The following is a 25164-nucleotide window of genomic DNA, read 5'->3' on the forward strand; positions in this document are numbered from 1 at the left end:
GGGGTGGGGACGGCGGGCGGGGTGTCCGCGAGAGCGGGGACGACGGCCAGGGCGGCGCACAGGGCCGTCGCCGTGAGAAGACCGGTTCTGCGGAGGGCGTCCATCGGGGCTCCTTCGGAGAGGGGTTCCTGGCGCCACCCTGCGGCCGGTTCGGGGGAGCCGCAAACGGAGGGGCGCATCCGACGGAACGTCAGCTGACGTGACGTCGGATTCGATCCGACGGGTGGTCAGGTGTCGCCTCGTCAGGTGACGCGCCGTGAGGTGAGACGAGCGTCTGGGCCGAACGGAGCACCGCCCGTGCCCGCCGTTACGTGGCGGCAGGGAAGCGGGCGGGCCCATACGCCGCCCGCCCGCTTCCCCCGCTATCCAGCGCCTCCGCCGGGTCGCCCCGGCGGAGGCGTGTGGCGCAGGGCGAAGGCGCGGGCCGGATTGTGCTCGAACACCCGGGCGGCGAATTCCTCCCCGAACTCCCGGGCCAGCCGCGGCCGGAGCACGCGCGGCAGGTACGGCATGCCCGGGCCCCCGTCGACCGACCGGGCGCCGGACGTCGTGGTGTCGCCGCCGAGCAGCAGCCGGTCCGCGTGCCCGGCGTCGGCCAGGGCGGCCAGCTGGTCGAACAGCCGCCAGTCGGTGGCGTGGTGGGCGCGCGAGGGGCCGTCGAACGCCAGGAACGCCCCCGCCCGGGCGGCGTCCCGCTGCACGCGAGCGTCGGGGCAGCGGCCCAGGTGGCCGAGGATCACGGCGCCGGGCGGCATGCCGAGCGTGCCGCAGAGCAGATCGAGTACTTCCAGCGGCGCCGTGCCCAGTTCCAGGTGGACGGCCACCGGCGCACCCGTCGCGTGGTGGGCCGCGGCGGCGGCCGTCATGGTGTGCCGCGCGTGCTCGTCGAGGCCGTGGAACCCGCCGGCGACCTTCACCAGACCGGCCCGGACCGGAGCCGTCGTCAGATCCGCGATGAACCGCTCCGCCAGCGTCTCCGGGCGGACGGGAAGGCGTGACGGCTCGTAGTGCGCCGCCTGATGCATGCCGGTGGCCAGGACGACGTGGACGTTCGCGGCCCGGGACGCCGCCACGACGTCGGCCGCCCGCCGCCCCATGCCGCGCGGCGTCCACTGCGCCACCGTCCCGCCGCCCGCCGCGGCGAAGGCGCGCAGTTCCGCCTCCGCCGCCCGGGGGTCGTCGAGCTCCCGGCCGGGCAGCAGGGGGCTGCGCAGGAAGAGGTGGTCGTGGGCGTCGACCAGGCCCAGCGCGTTCGCGGGGACGTCGCCGAGCACCGTCCGGACGACGGCGTTCACGCGGCACCTCCCGCAGTGGCCCGTGCGCCGGTCCCGACCTCGGCGTCGATGCCGGCCGCGAGCGCCGGTGCGGCGGCGCGCAGCGCGGCCACCGCCTTCGGCACGCCGACGTAAGGGGCCAAGTGCACGAAGACCTCGACGATCTCCTCCGCCGTCAGCCCCACCCGCAGGCCCGTGGTGACGTGCCCGGTCAGCTGCGGCTCCACCCCGCCCAGCGCGGCGAGGGCGGCCAGGTTGGCGATCTGCCGGTCGCGCAGCGGCAGTCCGGGGCGCTGGTAGGTGCCCCCGAAGAGGCTGGTGACGACCCAGTCGGCGAAGCCCGGCGCCATCCGCTCCAGGCCGGGGAGCGTCGCCTCTCTGGTGCGTTCGTCCTGGAGCACCTCCAGCAGCCGGTACCCCGCGGCGCGGTCGAACGTCGCCGCCCGTGGTGCGGCACCGGCCGTGCCGGTGCCCTCCGTGTTCTCCGTCATGGCTTCTCTCCCACCCCTGAATGTGTAACGCCTGAGCCGTTACATCGGTGACGGCGGCCAATGTAACGCATCAGCCGTTACGATCGTGGGTATGCCCGCAGCAGAGCACCCGGCCTTCCGCTTCGACCTCGGGGCGACCTGGCTCGACTTCCTCGCCACGAAGGGGCGGACGTTCGGCCCCCGCCCGGTCGAACGCGTCGCCACGCCCGAGCGGCTGGGGGAGTGGTTCGAGCACGTCCGGCTCACCCCCGTCCGCCCCCCGGACGAGGCCGACGCCGCCCGGGCCCGGGCCGTACGCGAGACCCTCCGCCTCCTCGCCCTGCCCGTCGTCGAGGGCGCGACCCCACCGGCCGGCGCGGTCGCGGAGACCACCCGCTTCCTCGCGGAACACCCCGACCCCGTACGCCTCACCGTCACCGACCGGCTGCTCCGCGAGCCCCCGGCCGACACCGCCGCCGCCCTCGCCCGGATCGTCCGCCAGGCGGTCGACCACCTCACCGGCCCCGAGCGCGCCGCGCTGGCCGTCTGCCCGGAACACGACTGCCGCGGCCTGTTCGCCAACCCCACCGGCCGCCGCCGCTGGTGCCCCGCGGCGGCCTGCGCCAGCCGGGGCCGGGTCCGCGCCCACCGCGAGCGCCGCCGCACGGAGGCGCGTGACGCGTGACGTACGTCGCACCCACCGCCGTGGGCGGGCCCGTAGGGTGCGCCCATGGACAGACACCTGACGTTCGAGCGCCTGCACAACTTCCGTGACCTGGGCGGCTATCCGACCCGCGACGGAGCCACGGTGCGCCGGGGGCGGCTCTACCGCTCCGACTCGCTGGGCAAGCTCGCCGGAGCGGACCTGGACCGCTTCCTGGCCCTGGGCGTCGGCACCGTCGTCGACCTGCGCTACCCCTGGGAGATCGACGCCGCCGGGCGGGCGCCCGAGCACCCGTCCTACACCTGGCACAACCTCAGCATCGAACACCGGCCCTACGACCAGGCCGCCCTCGGCCCCGAGATCGCCGCGGGCCCCTACCTCGCCGAGCGCTACCTGGAGGTCGCCCACGACGGGGCCGTCGAACTGCGCCGCGCCCTCGACGTCATCGCCGGAGCCGGGGAAGGCGCGGTGGTCTTCCACTGCGCCTCCGGCAAAGACCGCACCGGCCTGCTCGCCGCCCTCGTCCTGACCCTGCTGGGGGTCGAAGAGGCCCACGTCGTCGAGGACTTCACCCTCACCGGCCGCGCCACCGCGCGGCTCGTCGCCGACTGGCGGGCCGGGCACCCGGGACGCGAGCTCACCTGGCCCGGCTACGGCACGGCACCCGCCGAGGTGATGCGCCTCTTCCTCGACGGCCTGGCCCGGCGGCACGGGTCCGTGCGGGGGTACGCCGCCGGGGTGCTGGGCGTGGACGACGCCCTGGTCGGCGCCCTGCGGCGGCGTCTGCTCGATCCCGTGCCGGTGGCGTAGGCGGCACCTGTGGTCCGTGGGGCGGGGGCGGGCCCGGGCCCGTCACGGCCGCTTGTGCCCCCGCGCCCACCGCATGCCCCACCCGTACAACCGGTCGAGGTCGGACTGGAACCCGTACACGTACGTCGCCTCCCGGCGCACCGTCAGGTGCCCGTGCCGGTTCTCGATCAGCGCCACGGCGCACGAACGGGCCTGCGGCACCCGCTCCCTCAGTTCCACGGCGAACTGGTGGCCGTCCGGCAGGTAGAACGTGAGCACGCTGTCCACCCGTCCGAAGACCGGCGTGCAGTCGTAGTTGTAGACGAAGACCAGCATCCGCCGGAACTCGTCCCGCTTGTCCAGGTTGATGTACAGCGTCTCGCCCATCGGGCCGCCGAACCGGCTGTCCGCGCTCAGCGAGATGTACGGCGGCCGGTACAGGTCGCCGTGGAAGCCGCCCAGCGGCTGCACCACGCCCTTGGTGCCGTCGGTGAGTTCGTAGAGGCAGGCCAGGTCCAGGTCGGCGGAGACCACGGCCGGGCCGTGCACCTGCACCGAGGCGCCCAGCGGGGCGAAGAGGCTGCGCAGCAGCCCCGTCGGCCCGTCACCGCCCGGGCCGGTGTGCATGCTCCACGTGAGGTTGACGCGGAGCGTGCCCCCGGTCGTCGCGTGGTTGGTGAGCCAGTCGGTGGGATGGGCCTTCGACAGGCGTTTGTGGTGCGGCGCGGCCCACTCGAAGCCGTGCCGCGCCTCCTCCCGGCGGAGCGCTCCGCCGCGCAGGTAGGCCCATAGACTGCCGTCCTCCTCCGCGGACGGGGCGTTCCTCCGGGCGGACGGGTCCTTGCCGTCCGGGGCGGGTCGGCGGAACCGGTGCGGACGTGGGCGCATGGCTGACGTACTCCCTCTCGGCGTCGCTCGGCGCGCGCCCGCTCGCGGACGCGCACCCTGAGCAACGCGGGAGGGCCGCCGGGGGACATGGGCGGCGCGCGACGGACCGACCGCCGGAGCGCCGGCTCGAACGTCAGCCGGAGGCCCGCAGCGCCGCCGCGGCCTTCGACCAGTTCCCGCGCAGGTTCGCGAGGTACGAACCGGCTTGCGGCCCGGGCTTCACCCCACGGGCGAACGCCGCCATGTTGCCCGCGCCCGCGTTGTACCCGAGGGCCATCAGCTCCTCCTTGGTGTACGACCCCGGCCAGGACTTCGGCAGTTGGGCGGCCAGGTCGCGCAGGTGCCAGGACTCCGCCCGGATGGCCAGCGCGGGGTCGTCCGGCAGATCGAACCAGCTGCGGTTCGCGAACGGGCGTCCGCGCCTGGTCTCCTCGTAGGCGGCCCGGTGCATGTTGGCGACCCCGAACGCGGAGTCGGGCTTCATCTTCTGCCAGGACTTCTCGAACTCCGGGTCGTGCGGCTTGTACGCCTCGTTGTAGAGGACCGCCATCACCAGCTGCGCGCTGACGCCGGCCTCCTTGGCGTACCGCTTCACCTCGGGGGCGAAGCGGGCGGGGTCCTGGTCGCCGGTCTTGTCCTGGGACTTCCGGTCGGCCGCCGGCGACGACGGACGGCCCGAGGCGGCCCCGCGGTCCCGGGGGCCGTCGTCGTTCCCGCCCCCGCACGCGGTGGCCCCACCGGCGACGGCCGCCAGCACGACCAGCGCGGCCAACGGCGACCGGAGCCTGCGGTGCTTCCTCACGTTCTTCCTCCTGACGCGTCGCTGCGGGGCCCTCCGCACGACACGACCGTACACAGCCCGCCGCCCCCGGGGCCCGGGGGAGCGGGGCCGGGACGCCCCGCGAAGGCCCCCGAGCTCCCATGGCATGCTGAAGCCGTGAACCGACCCGAGATCACCGTGACCTTCGCCCCCGAACTGCGGCTGTTCGTCCCCGCCGAACGCCGGGCCGAGCGGATGACCGTCGTCACCGACGGATCGTCGTCGCTCGGGCATGTGATCGAGTCGCTGGGCATGCCCCTCACCGAGGCCGGCCGGCTGCTGGTCGACGGCCGTGAGGTGGCCGTGTCCCATGTGCCGGGAGCGGGCGAGGCGGTGGAGGTACGGGCGGTCGAACGTCCGCAGCGGGTCCCCGGCGCGCCGCTGCGCTTCCTGCTGGACGTCCACCTCGGAACGCTGGCCCGGCGGCTGCGCCTGCTGGGCGTCGACGCCGCCTACGAGAGCGAGGACATCGGCGACCCCGCGCTCGCCGCCCGCTCCGCCGCGGAGCGCCGGGTGATGCTCTCCCGCGACCGCGGCCTGCTGCGCCGCCGCGAGCTCTGGGCCGGCGCCTACGTCTACAGCGACAAGCCCGACGACCAACTGCGCGACGTCCTCGGCCGGTTCGCCCCGCCCCTCGCGCCGTGGACCCGCTGCACCGCCTGCAACGGCGAACTCCGGGACGCCGACAAGGACTCCGTCGGCGAGCTCCTGGAGCACGGCACGCGCCGCAGCTACGACGTCTTCGCGCAGTGCGCGGCCTGCGAGCGGGTGTACTGGCGCGGCGCCCACCACGCCCGGCTGGAGGCGATCGTGCGGGAGGCGCTGCGCGAGTTCGGCGGGGCGGAGAGGGCCGGCGGGGCCGACGACGCCGCCGGGGCCGCGCTCAGGGCAGGGTGAGGATCCGCGGACCGTCGTCCGTGATCGCCACGGTGTGCTCGATGTGGGCCGCGCGGCTGCCGTCCGAGGTGAGCAGCGTCCACCCGTCGTCCGCGGTGTGATAGGCGTCGCTGCCGCCGGCCATCAGCATCGGCTCGATCGCCAGCACCAGACCGTGCCGCAGCGGGAAACCCCGGCCGGGACGCCCGCGGTTGGGCACGTGCGGGTCCTCGTGCATCTGCCGTCCGATGCCGTGCCCGCCGAAGTCGGCCGGCATGCCGCAGCGCGCCTTCGCCGCGACGGTGCCGACGGCGTGCGAGATGTCGCCCATGCGGTTGCCGGCGAGCGCCGCGGCGATGCCGGCGTCCAGGGCCTCCTGGGTGCGGGCGATGAGCTCGGTGTCGGCCGGGCGGGCCGTCCCGACGGTGAAGCTGATCGCCGAGTCGCCCGTCCACCCGTCCAGCCGGGCGCCGCAGTCGACGCTGACCAGGTCGCCGTCGCGCAGCCGGTACCCGGTGGGTATGCCGTGGACCACCGCGTCGTTGACGGACGTGCAGATCACCCCCGGGAACGGCACGGGGGCGAAGGACGGCCGGTAGCCGAGGAACGGCGACTCCGCGCCCGCCTTCCGCAGCACCTCGTGGGCCACTTCGTCCAGCTCCCGGAGCCGTACCCCGACCGCCGCCGCCTCCCGTACGGCGGCGAGCGCGTGGGCCACCACCCGGCCCGCCTCGCGCATCGCCTCCAGCTCACCGTCGCTCTTGATCTCGACCATGTCCGACGCTCCCCTCGTCCGTTTCCCGTCCGGACCGGTCTCCCGCCCGCACGATTCTTATACCGGTATTTGTATCCCGGTATTAGTATCACGTCCATGGTGAGAACTCCTCTGACCCCCTGGGAACGCCGACGCGGCGAGATCTTCGGCGCGCTCGTCCGCCAGGCCCGGGGCGAACGCAGCATGGTGGAGGTCGCCGCGGCGGCCGGCGTCTCCGCGGAGACCCTGCGCAAGATCGAGACGGGCCGGGCGCCGACCCCCGCCTTCTTCACGGTGGCGGCCCTGGCGGCGGCGCTCGGCCTCTCCCTGGACGCGCTGGCGGCGGCGTCCCTGCCGGAGGACGACGCCGCGGACGGCGGGGCCGCGCTGTCGGCGTAGCGAGACGGGAACGCCCCGGCGTACCCGGGAAAGCCGGGAACGCCGGGGCGTCGGGAGTGCCGGAGGGCGCCGGGGGAGCGGTTCCACGCGGCGTGGACGCCGCCCCCTCCCGGTGACAGGCGGGCCGCCTCAGGACTCCTCGGCCGGAGCGGCGGCCTCGGCCGCCGCCTCGGCGGGAGCCCCTTCCGCCGCTTCTCCTCCTTCTCTTCCTTCCGCTTCCTCTTCCGGCGCCGCCTCGGTCTGCGCCGCGACGACCTGGAGCACGGCGGTGCTCTCGTCGACGGCCAGCGTCGTGCCCCGCGGCAGCGGCACGTCCCCCGCCCGCACGGTGTGCCCGGCCTCCAGGCCCTCGATCGACACCGTGAGGCCCTCCGGGATGTGCGTGGCCTCCGCCTCGACGGGCAGCGCGTTGAGCATGTGCTCCAGCAGGTTGCCGCCGGGGGCCAGCTCGCCCTCCGTGTGCACCGGCACCTCGACGGTGACCTTCTCGCCCTTCTTGACGGCGAGGAAGTCCGCGTGGATCAGGAAGCCCTTCAGCGGGTCGCGCTGCACCTCCTTCGGGATCACCAACTCGCCGCCCTTGCCGCCGAGATCCAGGCGGAGCAGCACGTTCGGCGTCTTCAGCGCCATCATCAGGGCGTGCCCGTCGAGCGTCACGTGCTTCGGGTCGGCGCCGTGGCCGTAGATGACCCCCGGTACCTTGTCGTCCCGGCGGATGCGACGGGCGGCGCCCTTGCCGAAATCGGTGCGCGTTTCGGCGGCCAGCTTGACCTCGGCCATGACTGCTCTCCTCGTGTGTCGTCGTCTCCGGACCGTCCGGTGAGCGTCACCCGCACTCCGGCGGACCCGTACGAAGAGAGCGCGACGGGACGGATCGCCGCACCCCATGAGTACGGCCTCCCTCGCCGAGCAACGCGCGGCGAGTGTACCCAGCGGCGGAGGCGGACCATCCGCTTTGTGCGCCGGATGGCGCACGGCGGGGCGTGGCCGTCGCGCGGGCGGAGCAGGGCGCCGGCGGACGACCGGGCCGGGGCCGAAGGGGCCCGAAGGGGCCGGGAGGGGCGAACCGCCGTCCCGTCAGCCGGCCGCCCGCCGCCGCACCGTGGCGGACATCCGGCGGACCGCCTCCGTCAGCACCCCGGGCGACGTGGCCAGGTTCAGCCGGACGTGTCCGGCGCCGCCCGTGCCGAAGGGCGGGCCCGAGGTGAGCGCGACCCGCCCGTGCTCCAGGAAGACGGCCGCCGGGTCGTCGCCCAGGTCCGTCCGTCGGCAGTCCAGCCACGCGAGGTAACCGCCCTCCGGCGGCCGGTACCCCACGTCCGGCAGGTGCCGCGCGAGCAGGTCGCCGAGCAGCCGGCGGTTCGCGTCCAGCCCGCCGAGGAGGGCGTCCAGCCATTCGCCGCCGTGCCGCAGGGCGGCGGTATGGGCCAGCACGCCGAGGTGGGAGGGGCCGTGACCGACCTCGGACGGCATCCGGCGCAGGTCGGCGGCGGCCTCCGGCCCCGCGACGACCAGCGCGGCCTTGAGCCCGGCCAGGTTCCACGCCTTGGACGCGGACAGCACCGAGAACGCGTCCTCCGCCCCCGGCACCGACAGGTACGGCACGAACTCCGCCCCGGGCGGCACCAGCGGCGCGTGGACCTCGTCGGCGACGACCCGCACCCCGTACCGCCGCGCCGACTCCGCGACCGCCGTGAGCTCCTCCCGCGTGGGGACGGTCCCGGTCGGGTTGTGCGGGCCGCACAGCAGCAGCGCGGCGCGCCGCCCGCCCGCCACGACCTGTCGGAAGGCGGCCTCCAGCCCGCCGGGATCCAGCCGTCCCGCGCCGTCCAGCGGCGCCGCCACGACGCGCCGTCCCTCGTGCGCGACGAAGGCGTGGAACGGCGGGTAGACCGGCGGGGTGACCACCACCGCGTCCCCCGGCCCGGTCACCAGCCGCAGCACTTCGACGACGCCGCGCATCACGTCGGCCACCACGGCCGTACGCTCCGGCGCGACCCCGCCCCAGCCCCAGCGCTCCCGGGCGAACGCGGCGAGGGCCTCGGCGTATCCCGCGCCTGTCGCGTACCCGGTGTCACCGAGGGCGACGGCCTCGGTCAGGACCCGGGCCACGGGCTCCGGAAGGGGTACGTCCATCTCCGCGACCCACAGGGGCAGGACGTCCGGCGGGTACGTCCGCCACTTCGCGCTCGTGCGGCGGCGGAGGTCGTCGGGGGAGAGCAGGCACAGGGGGTCGGTCCGCTCGTGCGACATGCCGCCATTGTGCGCGCCGCCGGCCGCGCCCGGTAAGCGGCGTGCGCCGCCTCGGGAGGCGCCGCGTCCGGGACGGCCGGCGAGGCGGGTCAGCCGTCGAGACCGTAGAAGTGCATGGGCGAGTTCGGCTTGAACCCGATGCGGGGGTACACGGGCGCTCCGGCCTCGGTGGCGTGCAGCGTGGCACGGGTCAGCCCGGTGGCGCGGGCGCCTTCGTAGAGCGCCTTGCGGGTGACCGCCTCGCCGTAGCCCCTGCGCTGCCACCGCGGGTCCGTGGCGACGAACGCGGTGAACAGGCGGCCCCGCGCTTCGACCGTGGCGGCGCAGGCCACCGGCTCGTCGCCGCGCAGGGCCAGGTAGGCGTACAGCCCGTTCTTCCAGAGCGGGGAACCGATCAGGCCGGCCCGGCCCTCTTCCAGCGGGAAGCCGTACGCGCGCGACTGGAGGTCGGCGTAGGCCCGCAGCTGCTCGTCGGTGCGGACGCGGGCGAACGTCAGGTCGGGATGGGCGGGTCCGGGAATGGGCAGCAGGTCGCCGGCCATGCCCGTGCCGGGGAAGGCGTACCGGAGGCCGGCCCGCTCGGCCGTCGTCCGCAGCGTGGCGCGGGCCTCCTCGTGGACGAGGTCCTCGAAGAGCCACAGGAAGCCGGGGTGCTTCTTCGCCCGCATGATCTCGACGGCCTCGCCGAGGCGGCGTTCGACGAGCTCCGCGTCCGCCTCCGGCTCGGTCAGGGTGAGGCAGTTGAGGAACGCGAACCGGCTGTCGGCCCAGCGGACGGCGATGCCCGGCAGATCGCGTACGTCCGCGTCCGGGTCGCGGTCGAGCACCAAGGCCCGCCATACCGTGGTGAGTTGCTCGACGGATTCGACGGATTCGGGGGAAACGGTCAACGGTACCTCCAGGGGGTGCCGGTGCGGCAAGGGCGACTTCGTTTACGGCAAGGGATTCCGACGGCGTCAGATGATGTTCTCGGCCTCCTCGATCTGGTCGTGGGCGTTCGCCGTGCCGGAGCGGGGGACTCCGTAGGAGCGGCGTCCGAAGCGCCACCACAGGGCGGCCATGGCGAGGGCCACCAGCAGGGCGACGGGCGTGTAGTTGAAGCTCGTGCTGGTGACCGGGCTGGACTGCGGCAGCAGGAACAGCACGGTCACCCCGGCCGCCCAGACCACCGCCACCCAGCCGATCGGCCGGCTCCAGCGGCCCAGGTGCCAGGGCCCGGGCGTGAACCGTTCCCGGTGGCGCAGCCGCAGCAGCACCGGAATGGCATAGGCCGGGGTGAATCCCACGACGGAGATCGCGGTCACCGCGGAGAACGCCGTGGCGGAGTACAGGGACGGCAGGGCCAGCACGAAGGCGACGACGACCGCGAGCCAGACGGCGTTGGCCGGCACGGCCGTCCGGCGGCTGACCTTCTGCCAGCGCGCCGAGCCGGGCAGGGCGCCGTCCCGGGCGAACGCGTAGATCATGCGGCTGGTGGAGGCGGTCACGGTGTACCCGCACAGGAACTGCGCGCCGATGATCACCAGCATCAGCGCCTTCGCCGCCCCGACGCCCAGGGCGTCCAGGAAGATCTGCGCCACCGGCACCCCGGTCTCGCTGCCCAGCGTCCCGGCGTAGTCCTGGACGGCGAACAGCAAGGAGCCCAGCAGGATGCCGCCGGCGACCCAGGACACCGCCACCGAACGGACGATCCCGCGCGCCGCGGCCACGGACGCGCCACTGGTCTCCTCGCTCAGGTGCGCCGAGGTGTCGTAGCCGGCCAGGGCGAAGCACGGCAGCAGCATGCCCAGCAGGATCACGTACACGGGGCTCGACCAGCCGGTGTTGTTGGTGAACTCGGAGAACACGAAACCGGCCGACTGGTGATGGGACGGGACCAGCGCCAGGGCGCCGACGATGACGACGGCCCCCGCCAGGTGCCACCACGCGCTCACGGAGGTGAGGACGTTCATCAGCCGGGTGCCGAAGAGGTTCAGGACCGCGTGCAGCACGAGGATGACCGCGTAGATGACCAGCAGGGACTCCGGAGTGGGCTCGTAGCCGAACTCCAGGTTCGCCCAGGCGGCGGAGAAGGTCGCGATGCCGTAGTCCTGGGCCGCGATCCCGCCGAGCAGCCCCAGAAGGTTGAGCCAGCCGGTGTACCAGCTCCACCGCTCGCCGCCGAGCTGGCGGGCCATGTAGTACAGGCCGCCGCTGGTGGGGTAGCGGGAGGTGATCTCGGCCAGCGCCGCGGCCAGGCACAGGATCAGCGGCCCCACGGCCAGCCACCCCCACACCACCACCGACGGGCCGCCGCTGTTGAGGCCGAAGCCGAAGAGCAGCAGCGTCCCGGACATGATGGAGATGACCGAGAGGGAAGCGGAGAAATTGCCGAAGGCGCCCATGCGCCGGTGCAGTTGCTGCGTATAGCCGAGCTCTTTGAGTATGCGCTCGTCGTCCTCCAGCGGCTCGGACCGCTGCCGTCGTGCGTGTGCTGAAGTGCGCATCGAGATTCCCCGCAGAGATGAGGAGCGGAAAAGGGCAAGGGAGTGCGACGGCCGGCCGGCCGTCGGCCCGGCACGGCGGCGAACGCCCGTGCGGGCGGCGGAGGTTCACGGCCGCCCCTCCGCGTCCGGCGGTCGCAGCTGCCGCAGGCAGGCGGCCCGGGTCGCCTCGAACTCCTCCTGCCACCGGTCCGGCCGGTGCGTGACGTACTGCCACGGGGCCGGCGTCGCGTAATCGCCGATGGCGCGGAACACGGCGGCCGCCTCCCGCAGGAAGCCGCCCGCCGCCAGCGCGTGGGCCAGGTGGTTCAGATCGGTCGGGGAACAAGTCGCCGGGTCGCAGCGGTCGAACCAGTCCCGGAAGGCCTTGGCGATGGCCGGAGTGATGGCCTCGCTGACCCACCACAGGCTCAGCATGGCGTCCCCGTCGTCCCGCCGGGCCCGGTACTCCTCCAGGTGGGCGTAGAGGGGCAGCAGGATCAGCGGCGAGCCGAGAGGCGCCTTGGAGACCGACCACCGGGCGAAGTCCACCGCGACCGCCTGCCGGCTGAGGTACGCCGACCCCTGGCCGGCCTGGAGTACGCGGAGCATACGGTGCCACGCCTCGCGGTTGAACCCGTCCCGCCGGTGCGCCGCCTCCAGCAGCCCCCACGGCCCGTGCGGAAGGAGGACGTCGGGCGGGGGAGGGGCCACGCGGTGCTCCGGAAAGCGCCCTGCCGTGTCCGTCTCGGCCAGGGCCAGCAGACAGATCGGGGGCACCGGATCCCGGGGGTTCAGCTCGTCCGCCTCGCGGCACGCCTGCCGGGCCCGGTCCGTCAGCTCCTCCAACTGCCGGACGCGCCGCGGGTCGTCCGCCCGCCGCTCGGCGCGATGGGCCTCCAGCGCCCGCTCGGTGGCCACTCTCGCGTACATCACCCGGGCGGCGACGCTCCGCGGCTCCTCCCGCAGCCACAGCTCGACCACATTGCACCGGGCCGCCGCCACGCCCAGCACCTGGGTGCGAGCGGTCCACTCCCGCCACGTCTCCGTACCGGCCAGCACCTGCCGCATCAGCATCCAGTGACCCGCCTTCACGTCCTGCACCGCCGCGTAGAGAGCGGTGTCACGGCCGGCCGGGTGGTAACCCACCATCAGCCGGCGGCCCCCCTCGGCGGCAGAGCCGGCGGGCGGAGGCCGGCGGCGGACGGAACGGGCCCGTACGGCACGATGGCGCTCCGAGGCTCGGGCAGACCGCCTGATATGGGCATCAACGCTCCAATGCGAGGCAACGGCAGAGCGGGCAAGGAAGAACGGAGGCGCGGACGCCGTGCCGCGGCCGGCGCCTGACAGTCACTGACGACGTGGGGCACCGTAGCAGTGTGAGGCGCGTGTGCTGTAGCCAATCGGTGCTTCCACCACAGGGATTGGACGATCAGCCACCGACCGGCCCGGATCCCGGGCACCGGACGCGAGCCGCCCGCGACCGCCCGGGCCGTCGGAACGGCGTCGCCCACTCGGGGTACTGTCCTCGTGCCGGGAGCGGTCCCGGCGTTTCCGTGGCCCGCGGGGCGGACGAGGACGAGCGGGGAATGAGCGACAAGGAGATCCAGGGCGTCGAAGCCGAGGCTGACGTCCCCCGGCTGCTACCTCATCGCCGTCCTCGTGGGCGACGGTCCGCACGCCCGGCTGATGCTTCTGGACCCCTCCCGCGAGAAAACTCCGGCGCGAACGCGTCTGCCGGCGCTGGGACGGGGAGTTCACGGACTGGGTGCGCTGCGCCACGCCGCTGCGCTGAGGGCCGGGCGGCGCGCGCCTGCCGTCGACGGCCGGGAGGGGGCCGGCCGCCCGGGCGGCCGACCCCCTCCGGTCTGTCCGGCCGAGGGCCGGTCCCGCTCCGCGCCCAACGGTCGCCGGTCGCGGGTCGCCGGCCGACGGGTGCGTGTCCCGCCGGAGGCGTCAATGACTCTTGGTCACCTGACCGATCGACCGGGTCGCCTCCTTCGCCACCCTGCCGAGCGTCTTGCCCGCCGAGGGAACCGCCCTTTTCACGGCCCTGCTTCCGGCGTCGCCGGCGAGGACCGACACGTTCTGGCTCGTACCGTCCACGGTCTCGCCGAGGCCGGACGGGTCGACCGCCGTGAGCCCGCCCAGCTTGGACGCGTCGGGCAGCTCGGCCGCCTGGGCGGCGGACGTCACCGCCATGGCGGCCACCGTCAGTGCCGTGGCCGTAAGGATGGATCGCACCGTGACTCCCTAGGGATCGAGAGGACTGTGTGAGGAGAACGACGCCCTCGCCCTCGGGACACGGCATCGGGCGGACCGCCCGCGGGCCGGCGCTCCGCCGCCGGCCGCCGCGTAGTGCCTGGTGAGGTGCGGTGCGCCGGGAGGCGCGCGTGTGGGGGAACCGGCTTCCGGGTGCGGCGGAGATGCCGGGTGGATGGCGATACGGGTACCGACCGCCGCGAGCGGCGGCACGCGACGTGCCCCGGCGCGCCGAGCGCGGTCCGGAAGGCGGTCAGGGGGTGAGCGGGCCGGTCCGCGTCGTCTCCGCCGCCGGAGACGACGCCGTCACCGGGTGTATTCGCGGATGCGGTAGCGCAGTCCGGACGTGGAGGACCGCCAGCCCGTGTCGGCGGTCACCTTCCATGTCGCGTCCGGGACCGGAGCGTAGGTGTCACCCCGCACCGTCGAGTCGACCTCGGTCACGGACAGCGCCGTGGCGTACTCCAGGGCCGCCCGGTAGATCTCCCCGCCGCCGATCACCCACACCGTCGCGGGGGAAGAGGCGGGCGCGCTGGACCCCGACGGACCGGCCGCGAGTTCCAGCGCCTCGGGGACGGACCCGGCGCGTTCCGCGCCCTCGGCCGTCCATCGCGGATCACGGGTCACCACGATGTTGCGCCTGCCGGACAGCGGGCGGAACCGCGGAGGCAGCGAATCCCACGTCTTGCGCCCCATCACGACCGGATGACCGAGGGTGGTGGCCTTGAAATGCGCCATGTCCTCGGGCAGCCGCCACGGAATGGCGTTGTCCGCGCCGATCACACCCTCGGGGGTCTGCGCCCAGATCAGCCCGACGTTCATACCGCGACCGGCGCCTTGATGGCCGGGTGGTGCCGGTAGTCGACCACCTCGACGTCGGAGTAGGCGTAGGTGAACAGCGACTCGGCCTGCCGCAGACGCAGCCGGGGGAACTCGAACGGGGTGCGCGAGAGCTGCTCGGTCACCTGCTCGACGTGATTGTCGTAGATGTGACAGTCCCCGCCGGTCCAGATGAAGTCGCCCGGCTCCAGGCCGACCTGCTGCGCCACCATGTGCGTGAGCAGCGCGTAACTGGCGATGTTGAACGGGACGCCGAGGAAGAGGTCCGCGCTGCGCTGGTACAGCTGGCACGAGAGCTTGCCGTCCGCCACGTAGAACTGGAAGAAGGCGTGGCACGGCGCGAGCGCCATCTTGTCCAGCTCGGCGACGTTCCAGGCGGAGACGATCATCCGGCGGGAATCCGGATCCCTGCGCAGCGTGTCGAGGACCTCGCCGAGCTGGTCGATGTGCGTACCGTCCGGGGCGGGCCAGGAACGCCACTGCGCGCCGTAGACCGGACCGAGATCACCGTTCGCGTCGGCCCACTCGTCCCAGATGGTGACGCCGTGCTCCCGCAGCCAGCCGACGTTCGACTCGCCCCTCAGGAACCACAGCAGCTCGTACACGATGGACTTCAGGTGCACCTTTTTGGTGGTGACCAGGGGAAAGCCCTGAGAGAGGTCATAACGTAGTTGGTGCCCGAAAATGCTTCGGGTGCCGGTGCCCGTCCGGTCGGCCTTGGCCGTCCCGGAGGTGAGCACCAGCCGCAACAGGTCTTCGTACTGGGTGTCCGCCACGTCTGTCGAGTCTACTGGCCTGGTGAGGGGCGTCCGGACGGGCCTGGGCCGACCGGTATGCAGCGGCGCCGGGGTCAGGCATCCAGATACCGGTGCCTGACATCGGCGGGCGAGATGACGAGGCGGCCGTCGCGGATCTGCCACTCGGCTGTTCCGTCGATCTCGTGACTGGCCAGGAACAGACCTCGGACGAGGTCTCCGTCGGCGTCGGAAGCCGGGATCCGGGCCATCTCCGTGAGCTGGTCCGTGAACCAGTTCACCGCCGACTCGCGGAGATCGCCGCCGAAGAAGACGTAAGCGGTCCAGTTGACCTGTTGCCGGGGCCTGCCCCATCCATGGGAGTAGTGACCGTCCGCGTGGGACGAGATGATCTTCTCGACGGCGGCGAGTTGTGCCGTGTCGCACTCCAGCCAACCTCTGATCGACACGTAAACGCCCATGGACGTGTTCCTTCTTCCCTCGTCGTCCCGCGGTTCCGGACGGTCGTCGGAGGCCCGGGGCGACGTGGCGGCCGCCGCGGGGCGCTGACGGCTATTTTCCGCTCGCCGCCTCCGGGGCGGGCAGGGGGACGGCCGGGCACGTCGTGTCCCGCGCCGGTGCCCGGCCGGTCAGCAGGTACGTGGTGACGATGCCGTCGACGCACGCGTTGCCGTCGTGGAACTGGCCGTGGTCGCCGCCGGCGACGGTGACGAGGCGGGAGCCGCGCAGCGCCCGGTGATCCTTGACCGCGGCCTCGTAGTGCGTGGCGGGGTCGTGGACCGAGGCGAGCATCAGCGTCGTCGGCAGCCCCGCGCCCGTCACCCGCACCTTCGGCGCCGGGCCCGAGGGCCAGTACGCGCACACCGAGGCGAAAGCGAGTTCGCGTGCCCCGGCGAGCGGCAGGGCCGAGGAGTCGCGCGCGGAGCGTTCGAGCCAGGTGTCGAGGTCGCGGTTCCAGGCGGTGTCACCGCAGGTCACGGAGAAGAACTCGGCCAGGAAGGCAGGGCTGAGGTAGGAGCCGAAGAGCTTTTCCGCCGCCTGCCGGCCGTCCGGCCGCGCGTCGTCCCCGCTGTCGAGCGCGACCAGCGCCGACGCCAGGGCGGGGAAGCCCTCCTCCGCGTTGTACAGGGCGCGAATGGTGCCGTTGTCCAACTGGTTCGGACCGACGAGGGCCTCGCCGACGGTCACCGGGTGCTCGGCCAGCGCCCGCCGGCGAGCCTCCCACCGGGCCTTCGCCTCCCGGGCCGTCCGCCCGTAGTGGTACACGGCGTCGTACTTCGCCAGCCACGGCAGGAAATCCCGCTCGAAACGGCGTTGGAAGCTCTTCGGCTGTCCTGTCTCGAACTCTTCCCAGGAGCCCGCCCAGCCGACATTGCTGTCGAGCACCATCCGCTCGACGCGCCGCGGGAACAGCGTCGCGTAGTAGGCACCGATCATCGTGGCGTAGGACGGCCCGTAGTACGAGATCTTCCGGACGCCGAGCAGGGCGCGGAACAGGTCCATGTCCCGGACGGTCTGTTCGGTGGTCAGGTAGGGCGGCAGGCCGCCGCCGCGGGCCGCGCAGTCGCGCGCCAGCGCGCGTGAACGCCTCAGCACGCCCCGGACGGCGGCGGGGGAGCGGTCCCGGAAGTCGTGGGCGAAGAGCTCCCGGAACTCCTCGTCCGTCTGGCACACGGGGCGGGTGCTCCGGCCGACGCCCCGCTGGTCGAAGCCGACCACGTCGTAGGCGGCGCTCAGCCCGGGCTCGCCCTTGACGAGGCCCGCCGGCCGGTCGAGCCCCGACGCGCCCGGTCCGCCCGCCGCCGTCATCAGCACCCCGCGCCGCCCGCCGGGGCCGGTCGCCCGGTGCCGGGAGACCGCGACGGTGAGGTCGGGGCCGGCGTCCGGGTGGTGCCAGTCGCGCGGCACGGCCATCCACGCGCATTCCAGGGGCGAGCCGTCCCCGCAGGGCCGCCAGTCCAGCCGCTGGTGCGCGTACCGCACGGGTACCCGTACCTCCCCCTCCGCCGGAGCGGCGGCGCCGGCCGGCAGTACGGAGGCCGCCACGACCGCCGCCGCCATCCCCGCGAGCATCGCGGGGCCGCGCCGGCGCCCACCTGTCCCTCTCCGCCGGAACCGGCGTTTCGGTATCGCGGAACTCTCGGACTTCGGCGACATCAGACCCTCCCGAACGGTGTCTTTCGCGTGTGGCACCGATCCTGGCTTCGGGCGGGGACCCCGCGCGATCACGCTGGTATCCGCTTTCGGGGTGGTACTGGTATCCGCCCGCGTTCGCGGGCCGGCGTGCGGCCGTCGAGCCGCTCGGGACCCGTTCACGTGGCCTCAGAGGCGACGAGCGTCGCGGCGGCACCCGTTACAGCTCCGCCTCCGACGGCAGCCGGCGCAGGCCCGGTACGTGGTCGTCCAGTTCGCCCGGTTCGAAGCGGCACATGCCCAGCACGTGCCAGAACTCGCCGCCGACCTCGCCGTCGAACTTGTAGCCGCCGGACGGGGAGAGGGCGGCCCAGCCGCCGGGGACGCCGAGGAGGGTGGCGCGGGCGGTGGGGGCACCCTCGGCGGGGACGGTCCACAGGCGTACCGTGCCGTCCTCGGCGCCGCTGGCGAGCGTCGTGCCGTCGGGGCCGAAGGCCAGCGCGAGGATCCGTCCGCGATGGCCGGTGAGGCGGGCGGTCTCGGTGCCGGTCAGGGGGTCCCACAGGCGGATGACCCGGTCGTCGCCGGCGGTGGCGAGCAGCGGCCGGCTCGGGTGGGCGGCGGCGGTCCACAGCCGGCCCGTGTGGCCGAGCAACCGCCGGTGCGGGCGGTCGTCGCGCCACACGATGGCCTGACCGTCCCAGGAGGCACTGGCCAGCCACGCGTCGCCGGCGCCGTGGACGACGGCGTACACGCGGTCGGTGTGGCCGGTGAGTTCCGCGCGGAGGCGGTTGCCCATGATGTCCCAGAGGCGGACGCGGGAGTCGTCGCAGCCCGTGGCCAGCAGCGAGCCGTCCGAGGTGAAGGACAGGGACCGCACCCGGCCGCGGTGGTCGGCGAAGGTCATGGCCTGGGCCCCGGTGCTGCGGTACCACAGGCGGACGGTGTCGTCGTCGTTGGCGGTGGCGAGGAGCTCGCCGTCGGCGCTGAACGCCTCGGCCCACACGTGGTCGGTCTCGGCGTCGATCTCGCGCTGGTACTCGCCGGTGCGGGAGTTCCACAGGTAGACGTCGCCGTCGCTGCTGGTGGTGGCCAGGACCGGGGTGCCGGGGGCGAACACGGCCGAGACCAGCCGGTCGTTGTGGCCGGTGACCTCGCGCACCATGCGCCCGGTGGCGGTGTGCCACAGCCGGACGACGCCGTCGTTGCCGCAGGCGGCCAGATGGGCGCCGGCCGGGTCGAACGCCAGGCCGGTGACCTTCCGGCCGTGGCCGCGCAGGATGCGGCGGCCGTGACCGGTGGAGGTGTCCCACAGGCGGACGGAGCCGTCGTTGCCCGCGGAGACCAGCAGTGCGCCGCCGCCTTCCTGGCCGGCGGCGCCCCGCGGCCGGAACCGGCACGCCCAGACCGAGCCCTGGTGGTCGGCCGGCTGCCGGCGCAGCGCGCCCACGGACCAGTCGGCGGCGTGGCGGCCGATGCGCCAGAGGCGGACGGCACCGTCGCTGTCGCCGGCCGCGAGCATGGTGCCCTCGGGGTCGAACACGACCTGGTAGACCGCGCCCCGGCCGGGCCCGGGGGTGGCGGCGCGGGTGCCGTCCCTGGGATCCCACAGCAGGACGTTCCCCGCGGTGTCGCCGCTGGCCAGCAGGGCGCCGCCGGGGTGGAAGTCGAGGGTGTAGACGCGTCCGGCGTGACCGGTGAGGGTGTGCAGCAGCCGCTGCCCGGCCACGTCCCAGACCCGGACCGTCCCCCGGTCCTCGCGCCCCATGTCGCCGGTGGCGAGCAGAGTGCCGTCGGGGCTGAACGCCGCCCGGTAGACCGCGCCGTGGTGGCCGTCGAGCTCGCCGACGAGCCGGCCGGTGGCGGTGTCCCAGAGGCGGACGGCCGCGGCGGCGTCGCCGGTGGCCAGCAGGGTGCCGTCGTGGTTGAACAGCGCGGTGTAGACGGGGGCGCGGTGGCCGGTGAGCCGGTGCGCGGCGGTGCCGGCGGCGGTGTCCCACAGGGTGACGGTGCCGTCGGCGTCCCCGGTGGCCAGCCGGGTGCCGGAGCGGTCGAGGGAGACGGGCCACACGCCGCCGGGGTGGACGTCGAGCCGGTGCCGGCAGGCGCCGGAGACGGGGTCCCACAGGCGTACGGTGCCGTCGGCGCCGCCCGTGGCGAGGACCTCGCCGCGGAACTTCACCGCGTAGACGCGGCCCTCGTGGCCGTGGAGGGTGCGCAGGGCCGTGCCGGTGGCGGCGTCGCACACCAGGACGCCGCCGTCGTCGCCGCCGAGGGCGAGGAGTTCGCCGCCGGGACTGAACGAGACGGGCTCGGGCAGGCGGCTGGTGCGGATGTCGAAGCCGTAGGGGACGCCGACGGCGGCCGGCCGCAGGCCCGTCTCGGCGGTGAGGCCGGGGGCGACGGCGGCCATCCGGAGTTCCGGGGTGCCGAGGGTGGCGGGGTCGCAGACCGCGTTCACCAGGGCGGCCCGCTGCCAGTCGCTGCCGGTGACGCGCACCCCGGTGAGGTCGGTGCCGATGAGCCGGGCCCGGCGCAGGTCGGCGCCGCGCAGGTCCGCGCCGCCCAGGTCGGCCCCGTCGAGCCGGGCGCCGCACAGCCGGGCGTCGCGCAGCACCGCGCCGGAGAAGTCGGTACCCACCAGGGAGGCGTCGGTGAGATCGGCTCCGGTGAGGTCGACGCCGGAGAAGTCACGGTAGGAGAGGTCCTCGCCGGCGAGCAGGGCGCCGCGCAGGTCGGTGTGGGCGGGGACGCGGAGCCGGGTGAGGATCTTCACGGCGTTGGCGCGGGCCACTTCGGCACCGGCGGGGGAGGGCGCGCCGCCGTGGCCGGAACGGTCCGGGCCGTCGGGCCCGGGCTCCCGGGCGAGGACCTCCTCCGCCCAGCGCTGGCAGGCGCGGTGGTCGGCGAGGTCGCAGAGGAACTCCACGGCCAGCCGGCTGAACGGCCGTCTGGTCAGCAGCGTGTCGCCCCCGCGGCCGGCGCCGAGCCGGGCGGCGGCCTCACGGGCGACCAGCCATTCGGCGACGGAACCGTGGATGAAGCGGAAGAGACCGTCGTCGGTACGGACCAGAAGGCTGCCGGAGCCGACGGCGTGGGCCGCGTGCGGCACGGACATCCGGGATTCGGCGAGCTCGGTGAGGGTCTCGGCGACGTCGTTGAGCTCGTCGAGCCGCAGCGCGCTCTCCCCGGCCTCCCACAGCCGCAGGGCCAGCGTGGTGACCGCCTGCCAGAGCTGGTCGAGGCTGAGGCCCGGGACGGCGCCGGGGCCGCCCTGGCCGCGCCGCTCCTCGTGCCGCAGCCAGGAGGTGAAGACCTCCTCGTACAGCCCGGCGGGGCTCAGGGCGCGGCCCGCCCCGGCGACGGCGCGCAGCCGCTCGTGGTCGAGGTCGGCGACGAAGCTGAGGAGCCGGGGGTTGCGGCACAGGGCGAGCAGGTCGGGGATGCTCTCCAGGAGCCGCAGGCGGCGGTCGGCGGCGCGCTCGTCACCGTAGCGGTTGACGAGGTAGGACCGGATCTGGCGGCCCGAGAACTCCTGGACGGCCAGCACCCGGCGCTGGGGCAGCAGGCCGACGCGCTCGCCGAGTGCGGTGAGGACCTGGGCCTGCGAGCGGAAGTGCTGGGTGCGGCTGCTGACCACGATCTTCGCGTTGTCGACGGCGGCGTCCAGGAGGACCTGGAGGTGGTCGGCGGCGCGGTCGTAGCTGACCTGGTTGACGAGTTCGTCGAAGCCGTCGAAGAGCAGGACGATACGGCCCTGGCGGAGCATGTAGCGGAAGGCCCGCAGGTCGATGGTGTCGACGCCGTGGCCGGCGAGGTGGGCGGCGACCAGGCCGTCGAGGGTGTGGGCCTTGTCGAGGCCGCTGAGCTGGATCAACAGCGGGGTGAGGTGCGGGAGTTCCTCGGGCAGACGGCGGGCCAGCTCGTGCAGGGCGAACGTCTTGCCGTGCCCGAAGTCGCCGAGGACGAGGACGAAGCGGCCGTGGTCGGCCTCCATCAGCCGCAGCAGGTCGTCGACGAGCCCGTCCCGCTCGGGGGCTCCGGCGCGCTCCAGTTCGCGGTAGCGCTGGGGGAGGTAGAGGCCGGGCTGGTACTGGGGGTCGGCGGCCAGCCGTTCGGTCTGCGCGGCGACGTAGTCGCGCAGGTCGAGCAGGCCCTGGAACTCGGTGAAGCTGCGGACCAGCACCCCTCGGCGGCGGGCGCGGTCGCGCAGGGCACGGGCGGGCGGCGGCCCGTCGTGGACGAGCTCGGCGTCGGGTTCGGCCCCGGCGGCGTGCACCTGGTCGACGAAGCGGTCGATGTCCTCCGCGGCCGGGGTGCCGGCGCAGACGGCGACGCGCTGCTGGCGGACGAAGCCGGCCTCGGTCCAGGTGACGAGGAGGGCGGGCGGGTCGCCGGGCAGGCGGCGCAGCTGGACGCCCTCGTGGCGGATGCGGCAGACCTCCTCGACGCGGGCGAGCAGGGTGTCGCCGGGGCCCTCGGCGGTACGGGGCTCGGGGCCGGCCGCGCCGGGGCCGTCGCCGGGCGGGTCCGCGGGGCCGGCGGCGGGACCGGGACGCCCGGGCGCGGTGGCCGGTGGGCCGAAGGCCTGGTGGGTGGCGGGCCAGGCCGCGGTGTAGCGGCGGGGGCCGCCGTGGGCCTTCTCGGGCCAGTGGACGAGACCGTCCGAGGTGATCTGCAGCAGTTGGTGCCGGCCGGGCGCGGCGGCGCCGAAGACGGGCAGATCGCGGTCGGCCAGCGGCAGCAGGCCGGCGGTGGGGGTGGCCCCGGTGCGCGGGGCGTCGGTGGGGCCGTGCAGCAGCAGGTGCAGCCGGGGAGCGGTGAGCCGGACGAGGTCCTCGGTGTCGCGCAGGGGCGGCGTGCCGGGGGCACGGCGGCCCGCGCCCGCGGGGGCGGCGCCGGGAAGCCGGGCGGGAGAGGCGCCGGGGAGCGCTCCGCCGGCGGGGACGGGCGCGCCGTCCGGGCCGGCCAGGGGCCGCAGGGCGAGCGGGCGCAGGTCTTCGGGGGCGTGGCGCACGGCACCCAGGCGCAGCCAGCCCTCCTGTTCGTAGAGGCGCAGGGCCTGGGCGAACCAGGCGGCCTGCTCGGGGCCGAGCATGCCGTAGTGGTCGTCGGGCCGGTGGGTGTAGGCCATGGAGGAGTTGAGGCCGGCGACGACGGTGTGCAGGACGGGCACGGGGAACAGGGTCCAGGGCTGGTCGCCGTCGAAGACGACGTCGAGGCCCTGGTAGAGCTCGTGGAACAGCCGGGCGTAATGCCGCCACTTCGGCCAGTAGGGCGGCCGGGGCCGCATCTCGTCGGCCTCGCAGGTGCTGAAGTAGGCGCGGCACGCGGCCTGGCTGACGTCCTGGCCGCCGGGGACGAGGATCAGCCGGTCGGCGGCCAGGCCGAGCCGGGAGCGCAGACCGGTGAGGAAGGTGAGGGCCTGGTCGCACTCGCGGGGGCTGCCGGAGGCGGTGAGGTCGCCGGTGACGACCAGCAGGTCGGGGGCGGGGGCGCCGGCGTCGGTGAGCTCCACGAGGTCGCCCCAGAGGGTGGCCTGGAGCCCCGCGGGGTCGGCGCCGCGCCCGAACCCGGGGCCGGCGAGATGCAGGACGGTGACGGCCTCGCGGAGGCTGTCGCTCTCGCCGGCCCGCGGGTAGGCGGGAGCGGCGGCCGGGCGGTGCCGGCCGGCCCAGCCGGGACTGCCGGGCTCCCGGCCGCGGGGCGGGGGCACCGAGCCGGGCGGCGCCACGGCGGGCGGCCCGGGCGGCTGTCCGGGGAAGCCGGGCCGGTGGTCGGGGCGGGCCCGGCCGTCGACCGCGTGGCCGACGCGGGTGAGCAGCAGGGAGCGGGCGGTCGCGGCGTCCTGGACGCCCACGAGGTCGACGTAGGTGATGGTGGCCAGCAGGCCTTCGAGGGGGGTGTCCTCGACGCGGACGGTGATCAGCTTGCGCTCGGGGGCGTCGGGGTCGGCCCGGAGGGCGGCCTGCCACTCCATCCGCCCGTAACGGGAGCGCTTGTAGTTGTGGGAGAGGACGGCGATGACGGCCGCGGACTCGCTGACCCCCCGGTCCATGAAGTCGACGAAGTTGGTCCCGGGGACGAAGTCCCAGGCTTGCAGCACCGTGCGGTAGCCGGCGTCCTCCAGTGTCCACGCTATCCACGCGGCCCACCGCTCGTCCGCCGGGGAGTAGCTGATGAAGAAGTCCAACGGCCGTCGTTCCGGCCCGACATGGGGGTCTTCCTGGCGTGCCACCATGGGTCCATCCTAGGAAGCGGGGTCACAACCGGTCACCGCCTTCGCGCGAATGCTGTGCGATCCTCGTGGCGTGCGTGCCTTCATACAGCTCTTCGGACGCCTCCATGTACTGGACCGGCTCGCCGGGGGGATCCTCGTCTGCGGACTGCTCTTCCTGGCCACCGGCCTGCTGCCGGCGGCGTCGGCCGGACACGCCATGGCCCGCGTCGGGCCGCTGCTGGCCTTCCTGGGCACCGTGATCGTGATGGCGGAACTCACCAGCCGGGCCGGAGTGTTCGACGTGGTGGCCACGGCGGTCGCCAGGGCGGGCCGCGGGAGTTACGCGCTGCTGTTCCTGTGGTGCGTGGGGTTCGCCGCGCTCACCACGATCACCCTCAACCTCGACACCACGGCCGTGCTCCTGACCCCGGTGATGCTGGCCCTGGCGTCCCGGGCGGGCATCGCCGCGGTACCGCTGGTGATGACGACGGTGTGGCTGGCCAACACCGCCAGTCTGCTGCTCCCGGTGTCCAACCTGACCAATCTGCTGGCCGCGGACCGGGTGGCGCTCTCCCCCGCGGGGATGGCCGCGCGCATGTGGGCGCCCCAGCTCGCCTCGCTGCTGGTGACGATGGGCTGCCTGTGGCTGTTCTTCTGGCGGCGGGGCCGCCGGGGCGAGGACTCCTACCGGCCGCCGGAACACCGTCCGCCCGACGATCCGGTCCTCTTCCGGGCGTGCGCGGTGGCCTGCGCGGGCTTCCTGGTGGCGATCCTGGTGGACGTGGTGCCGCTGTGGGCGGCGTCGGCGGCGGCCGCCGCGGTGGCGGTGGCCGCCTTCGCGATCCGGCGACGGGAGGAACTGCGGCTGTCGTTGGTGCCCTGGAGGCTGCTGGTACTGGTGCCGGGGCTGTTCCTGGTCGTCGAGACCGTGGACGCCAACGGCCTCCACCGGCTGCTCGCCTCGACGGTGGGCACGGACGGCGGCCTGCTGGGCATGGTGCGCGCCGCGGGGATGGGCGGCGGACTGTCGAACGTGCTCAACAACCTCCCGGTCTACCTGGCCGGGGAATCGGCGGTGCCGCGGGACAACCACGAGCAACTGCTGGCCCTGCTCATCGGCACCAACGTCGGCCCGGTGATCACCCCATGGGCCTCGCTCGCCACGCTGCTCTGGTTCGAGCGCTGCCACGCCCGGGGGGTGCGGGTGCCGCTGCGCCGGTTCATGGGCACGGGCGCGGTGCTGGCGGTGGGGGCGCTGACGGCGTCGGTGGGGGCGTTGGCTCTGACGGGGTGACGGGGTGACGG

Annotated in this window: 21 protein-coding genes; 5 read left to right on the top strand and 16 right to left on the bottom strand. The window is 74.4% G+C overall.

Translation table 11 applies throughout. The features are described from left to right. Positions 1-362: 362 nt before the first annotated feature. Complete coding sequence (locus ACSNOK_RS12295) at positions 363-1295, bottom strand: phosphotriesterase family protein (RefSeq protein ID WP_436780661.1); 933 nt, start codon at positions 1293-1295, stop codon at positions 363-365. Then, positions 1292-1765, bottom strand: a complete 474-nt coding sequence (locus tag ACSNOK_RS12300) for a carboxymuconolactone decarboxylase family protein (RefSeq protein WP_436780662.1) — start codon at positions 1763-1765, stop codon at positions 1292-1294. The genes ACSNOK_RS12295 and ACSNOK_RS12300 overlap by 4 nt, the downstream gene beginning before the upstream one ends. 91 nt (positions 1766-1856) lie before the next feature. On the opposite strand from ACSNOK_RS12300, the gene ACSNOK_RS12305 reads away from it, so the two are divergent. Together ACSNOK_RS12305 and ACSNOK_RS12310 are read left to right on the top strand one after the other, a co-directional pair. Next, complete coding sequence (locus ACSNOK_RS12305) at positions 1857-2429, top strand: CGNR zinc finger domain-containing protein (RefSeq protein WP_436780663.1); 573 nt, start codon at positions 1857-1859, stop codon at positions 2427-2429. 45 nt (positions 2430-2474) lie between these two features. Next, on the top strand, positions 2475-3218 hold the full coding sequence (locus ACSNOK_RS12310; protein ID WP_436780664.1) for a tyrosine-protein phosphatase: 744 nt from the start codon (positions 2475-2477) through the stop codon (positions 3216-3218). A 42-nt stretch (positions 3219-3260) separates the two neighbouring features. On the opposite strand, the gene ACSNOK_RS12315 is transcribed toward ACSNOK_RS12310, so the two are convergent. Together ACSNOK_RS12315 and ACSNOK_RS12320 are read right to left on the bottom strand one after the other, a co-directional pair. Then, complete coding sequence (locus tag ACSNOK_RS12315) at positions 3261-4085, bottom strand: Tellurium resistance (protein ID WP_436780665.1); 825 nt, start codon at positions 4083-4085, stop codon at positions 3261-3263. A gap of 133 nt (positions 4086-4218) precedes the next feature. Further along, complete coding sequence (locus ACSNOK_RS12320) at positions 4219-4887, bottom strand: lytic transglycosylase domain-containing protein (RefSeq protein WP_436780666.1); 669 nt, start codon at positions 4885-4887, stop codon at positions 4219-4221. Between the two features lie 135 nt (positions 4888-5022). On the opposite strand from ACSNOK_RS12320, the gene ACSNOK_RS12325 reads away from it, so the two are divergent. Next, a complete protein-coding gene (locus ACSNOK_RS12325; RefSeq protein ID WP_436780667.1) occupies positions 5023-5802 on the top strand; it encodes a Mut7-C RNAse domain-containing protein in 780 nt (259 codons plus the stop codon). Here ACSNOK_RS12325 and map read toward each other — a convergent pair. Continuing rightward, positions 5789-6556: a type I methionyl aminopeptidase gene (gene map / locus ACSNOK_RS12330; RefSeq protein WP_436780668.1), complete on the bottom strand. Its 768-nt coding sequence runs from the start codon at positions 6554-6556 to the stop codon at positions 5789-5791. The genes ACSNOK_RS12325 and map overlap by 14 nt on opposite strands. 96 nt (positions 6557-6652) lie before the next feature. Here map and ACSNOK_RS12335 point away from each other — a divergent pair, with 96 nt between their 5' ends. Beyond that, a complete protein-coding gene (locus tag ACSNOK_RS12335; RefSeq protein ID WP_436780669.1) occupies positions 6653-6934 on the top strand; it encodes a helix-turn-helix domain-containing protein in 282 nt (93 codons plus the stop codon). A 129-nt stretch (positions 6935-7063) separates the two neighbouring features. Here ACSNOK_RS12335 and ACSNOK_RS12340 read toward each other — a convergent pair whose 3' ends face one another. The 11 genes from ACSNOK_RS12340 to ACSNOK_RS12390 all read right to left on the bottom strand — a co-directional run bounded on the left by ACSNOK_RS12340 (position 7064) and on the right by ACSNOK_RS12390 (position 23880). Next, a complete protein-coding gene (locus tag ACSNOK_RS12340) occupies positions 7064-7714 on the bottom strand; it encodes a 50S ribosomal protein L25/general stress protein Ctc (protein WP_436780670.1) in 651 nt (216 codons plus the stop codon). 297 nt (positions 7715-8011) lie between these two features. Then, positions 8012-9187 carry a MalY/PatB family protein gene (locus tag ACSNOK_RS12345; RefSeq protein WP_436780671.1) on the bottom strand — a complete coding sequence of 392 codons (1176 nt, stop codon included), beginning with the start codon at positions 9185-9187 and terminating at the stop codon, positions 8012-8014. Positions 9188-9276: 89 nt separating this feature from the next. Next, entirely contained in the window at positions 9277-10077 is an 801-nt protein-coding gene (locus ACSNOK_RS12350; RefSeq protein WP_436780672.1) for a GNAT family N-acetyltransferase, read from the bottom strand. Positions 10078-10143: 66 nt separating this feature from the next. Then, positions 10144-11673 carry an amino acid permease gene (locus ACSNOK_RS12355; protein ID WP_436780673.1) on the bottom strand — a complete coding sequence of 510 codons (1530 nt, stop codon included), beginning with the start codon at positions 11671-11673 and terminating at the stop codon, positions 10144-10146. A gap of 105 nt (positions 11674-11778) precedes the next feature. After that, positions 11779-12801 carry a hypothetical protein gene (locus tag ACSNOK_RS12360; RefSeq protein WP_436780674.1) on the bottom strand — a complete coding sequence of 341 codons (1023 nt, stop codon included), beginning with the start codon at positions 12799-12801 and terminating at the stop codon, positions 11779-11781. 804 nt (positions 12802-13605) lie between these two features. Next, positions 13606-13893, bottom strand: coding sequence for a hypothetical protein (locus ACSNOK_RS12365; protein WP_436780675.1), 288 nt, complete (start codon positions 13891-13893; stop codon positions 13606-13608). 324 nt (positions 13894-14217) lie between these two features. Continuing rightward, positions 14218-14733 (bottom strand): dihydrofolate reductase, encoded by a 516-nt coding sequence (locus tag ACSNOK_RS12370; RefSeq protein WP_436780676.1) that lies wholly within the window; start codon positions 14731-14733, stop codon positions 14218-14220. Continuing rightward, the gene (locus tag ACSNOK_RS12375; RefSeq protein ID WP_436780677.1) at positions 14730-15527 is read right to left on the bottom strand and encodes a thymidylate synthase; all 798 of its coding nucleotides are present in this window, start codon (positions 15525-15527) and stop codon (positions 14730-14732) included. The genes ACSNOK_RS12370 and ACSNOK_RS12375 overlap by 4 nt, the downstream gene beginning before the upstream one ends. Positions 15528-15601: 74 nt before the next feature. Then, the gene (locus ACSNOK_RS12380; RefSeq protein WP_436780678.1) at positions 15602-15967 is read right to left on the bottom strand and encodes a hypothetical protein; all 366 of its coding nucleotides are present in this window, start codon (positions 15965-15967) and stop codon (positions 15602-15604) included. A 91-nt stretch (positions 15968-16058) separates the two neighbouring features. Further along, positions 16059-17567 carry an alpha/beta hydrolase gene (locus tag ACSNOK_RS12385; protein ID WP_436780679.1) on the bottom strand — a complete coding sequence of 503 codons (1509 nt, stop codon included), beginning with the start codon at positions 17565-17567 and terminating at the stop codon, positions 16059-16061. A 292-nt stretch (positions 17568-17859) separates the two neighbouring features. Then, positions 17860-23880 (bottom strand): TIR domain-containing protein, encoded by a 6021-nt coding sequence (locus ACSNOK_RS12390; protein ID WP_436780680.1) that lies wholly within the window; start codon positions 23878-23880, stop codon positions 17860-17862. 70 nt (positions 23881-23950) lie between these two features. Here ACSNOK_RS12390 and ACSNOK_RS12395 point away from each other — a divergent pair, with 70 nt between their 5' ends. Beyond that, entirely contained in the window at positions 23951-25153 is a 1203-nt protein-coding gene (locus tag ACSNOK_RS12395) for an SLC13 family permease (RefSeq protein WP_436780681.1), read from the top strand. Positions 25154-25164: the final 11 nt, after the last annotated feature.

It is taken from the genome of Streptomyces sp. URMC 126 (assembly GCF_051386555.1).
In the GTDB taxonomy this organism is placed as follows: Bacteria; Actinomycetota; Actinomycetes; order Streptomycetales; family Streptomycetaceae; genus Streptomyces.

Bases quoted from the DNA above. Each gene is read 5' to 3' on its own strand.
- ACSNOK_RS12300 (WP_436780662.1), bottom strand. From the start codon at position 1,765: ATGACGGAGAACACGGAGGGCACCGGCACGGCCGGTGCCGCACCACGG.
- ACSNOK_RS12305 (WP_436780663.1), top strand. From the start codon at position 1,857: ATGCCCGCAGCAGAGCACCCGGCCTTCCGCTTCGACCTCGGGGCGACC.
- ACSNOK_RS12310 (WP_436780664.1), top strand. From the start codon at position 2,475: ATGGACAGACACCTGACGTTCGAGCGCCTGCACAACTTCCGTGACCTG.
- ACSNOK_RS12315 (WP_436780665.1), bottom strand. From the start codon at position 4,085: ATGCGCCCACGTCCGCACCGGTTCCGCCGACCCGCCCCGGACGGCAAG.
- map (WP_436780668.1), bottom strand. From the start codon at position 6,556: ATGGTCGAGATCAAGAGCGACGGTGAGCTGGAGGCGATGCGCGAGGCG.
- ACSNOK_RS12335 (WP_436780669.1), top strand. From the start codon at position 6,653: ATGGTGAGAACTCCTCTGACCCCCTGGGAACGCCGACGCGGCGAGATC.
- ACSNOK_RS12340 (WP_436780670.1), bottom strand. From the start codon at position 7,714: ATGGCCGAGGTCAAGCTGGCCGCCGAAACGCGCACCGATTTCGGCAAG.
- ACSNOK_RS12345 (WP_436780671.1), bottom strand. From the start codon at position 9,187: ATGTCGCACGAGCGGACCGACCCCCTGTGCCTGCTCTCCCCCGACGAC.
- ACSNOK_RS12355 (WP_436780673.1), bottom strand. From the start codon at position 11,673: ATGCGCACTTCAGCACACGCACGACGGCAGCGGTCCGAGCCGCTGGAG.
- ACSNOK_RS12360 (WP_436780674.1), bottom strand. From the start codon at position 12,801: ATGGTGGGTTACCACCCGGCCGGCCGTGACACCGCTCTCTACGCGGCG.
- ACSNOK_RS12370 (WP_436780676.1), bottom strand. From the start codon at position 14,733: ATGAACGTCGGGCTGATCTGGGCGCAGACCCCCGAGGGTGTGATCGGC.
- ACSNOK_RS12380 (WP_436780678.1), bottom strand. From the start codon at position 15,967: ATGGGCGTTTACGTGTCGATCAGAGGTTGGCTGGAGTGCGACACGGCA.
- ACSNOK_RS12385 (WP_436780679.1), bottom strand. From the start codon at position 17,567: ATGGCGGCGGCGGTCGTGGCGGCCTCCGTACTGCCGGCCGGCGCCGCC.
- ACSNOK_RS12390 (WP_436780680.1), bottom strand. From the start codon at position 23,880: ATGGTGGCACGCCAGGAAGACCCCCATGTCGGGCCGGAACGACGGCCG.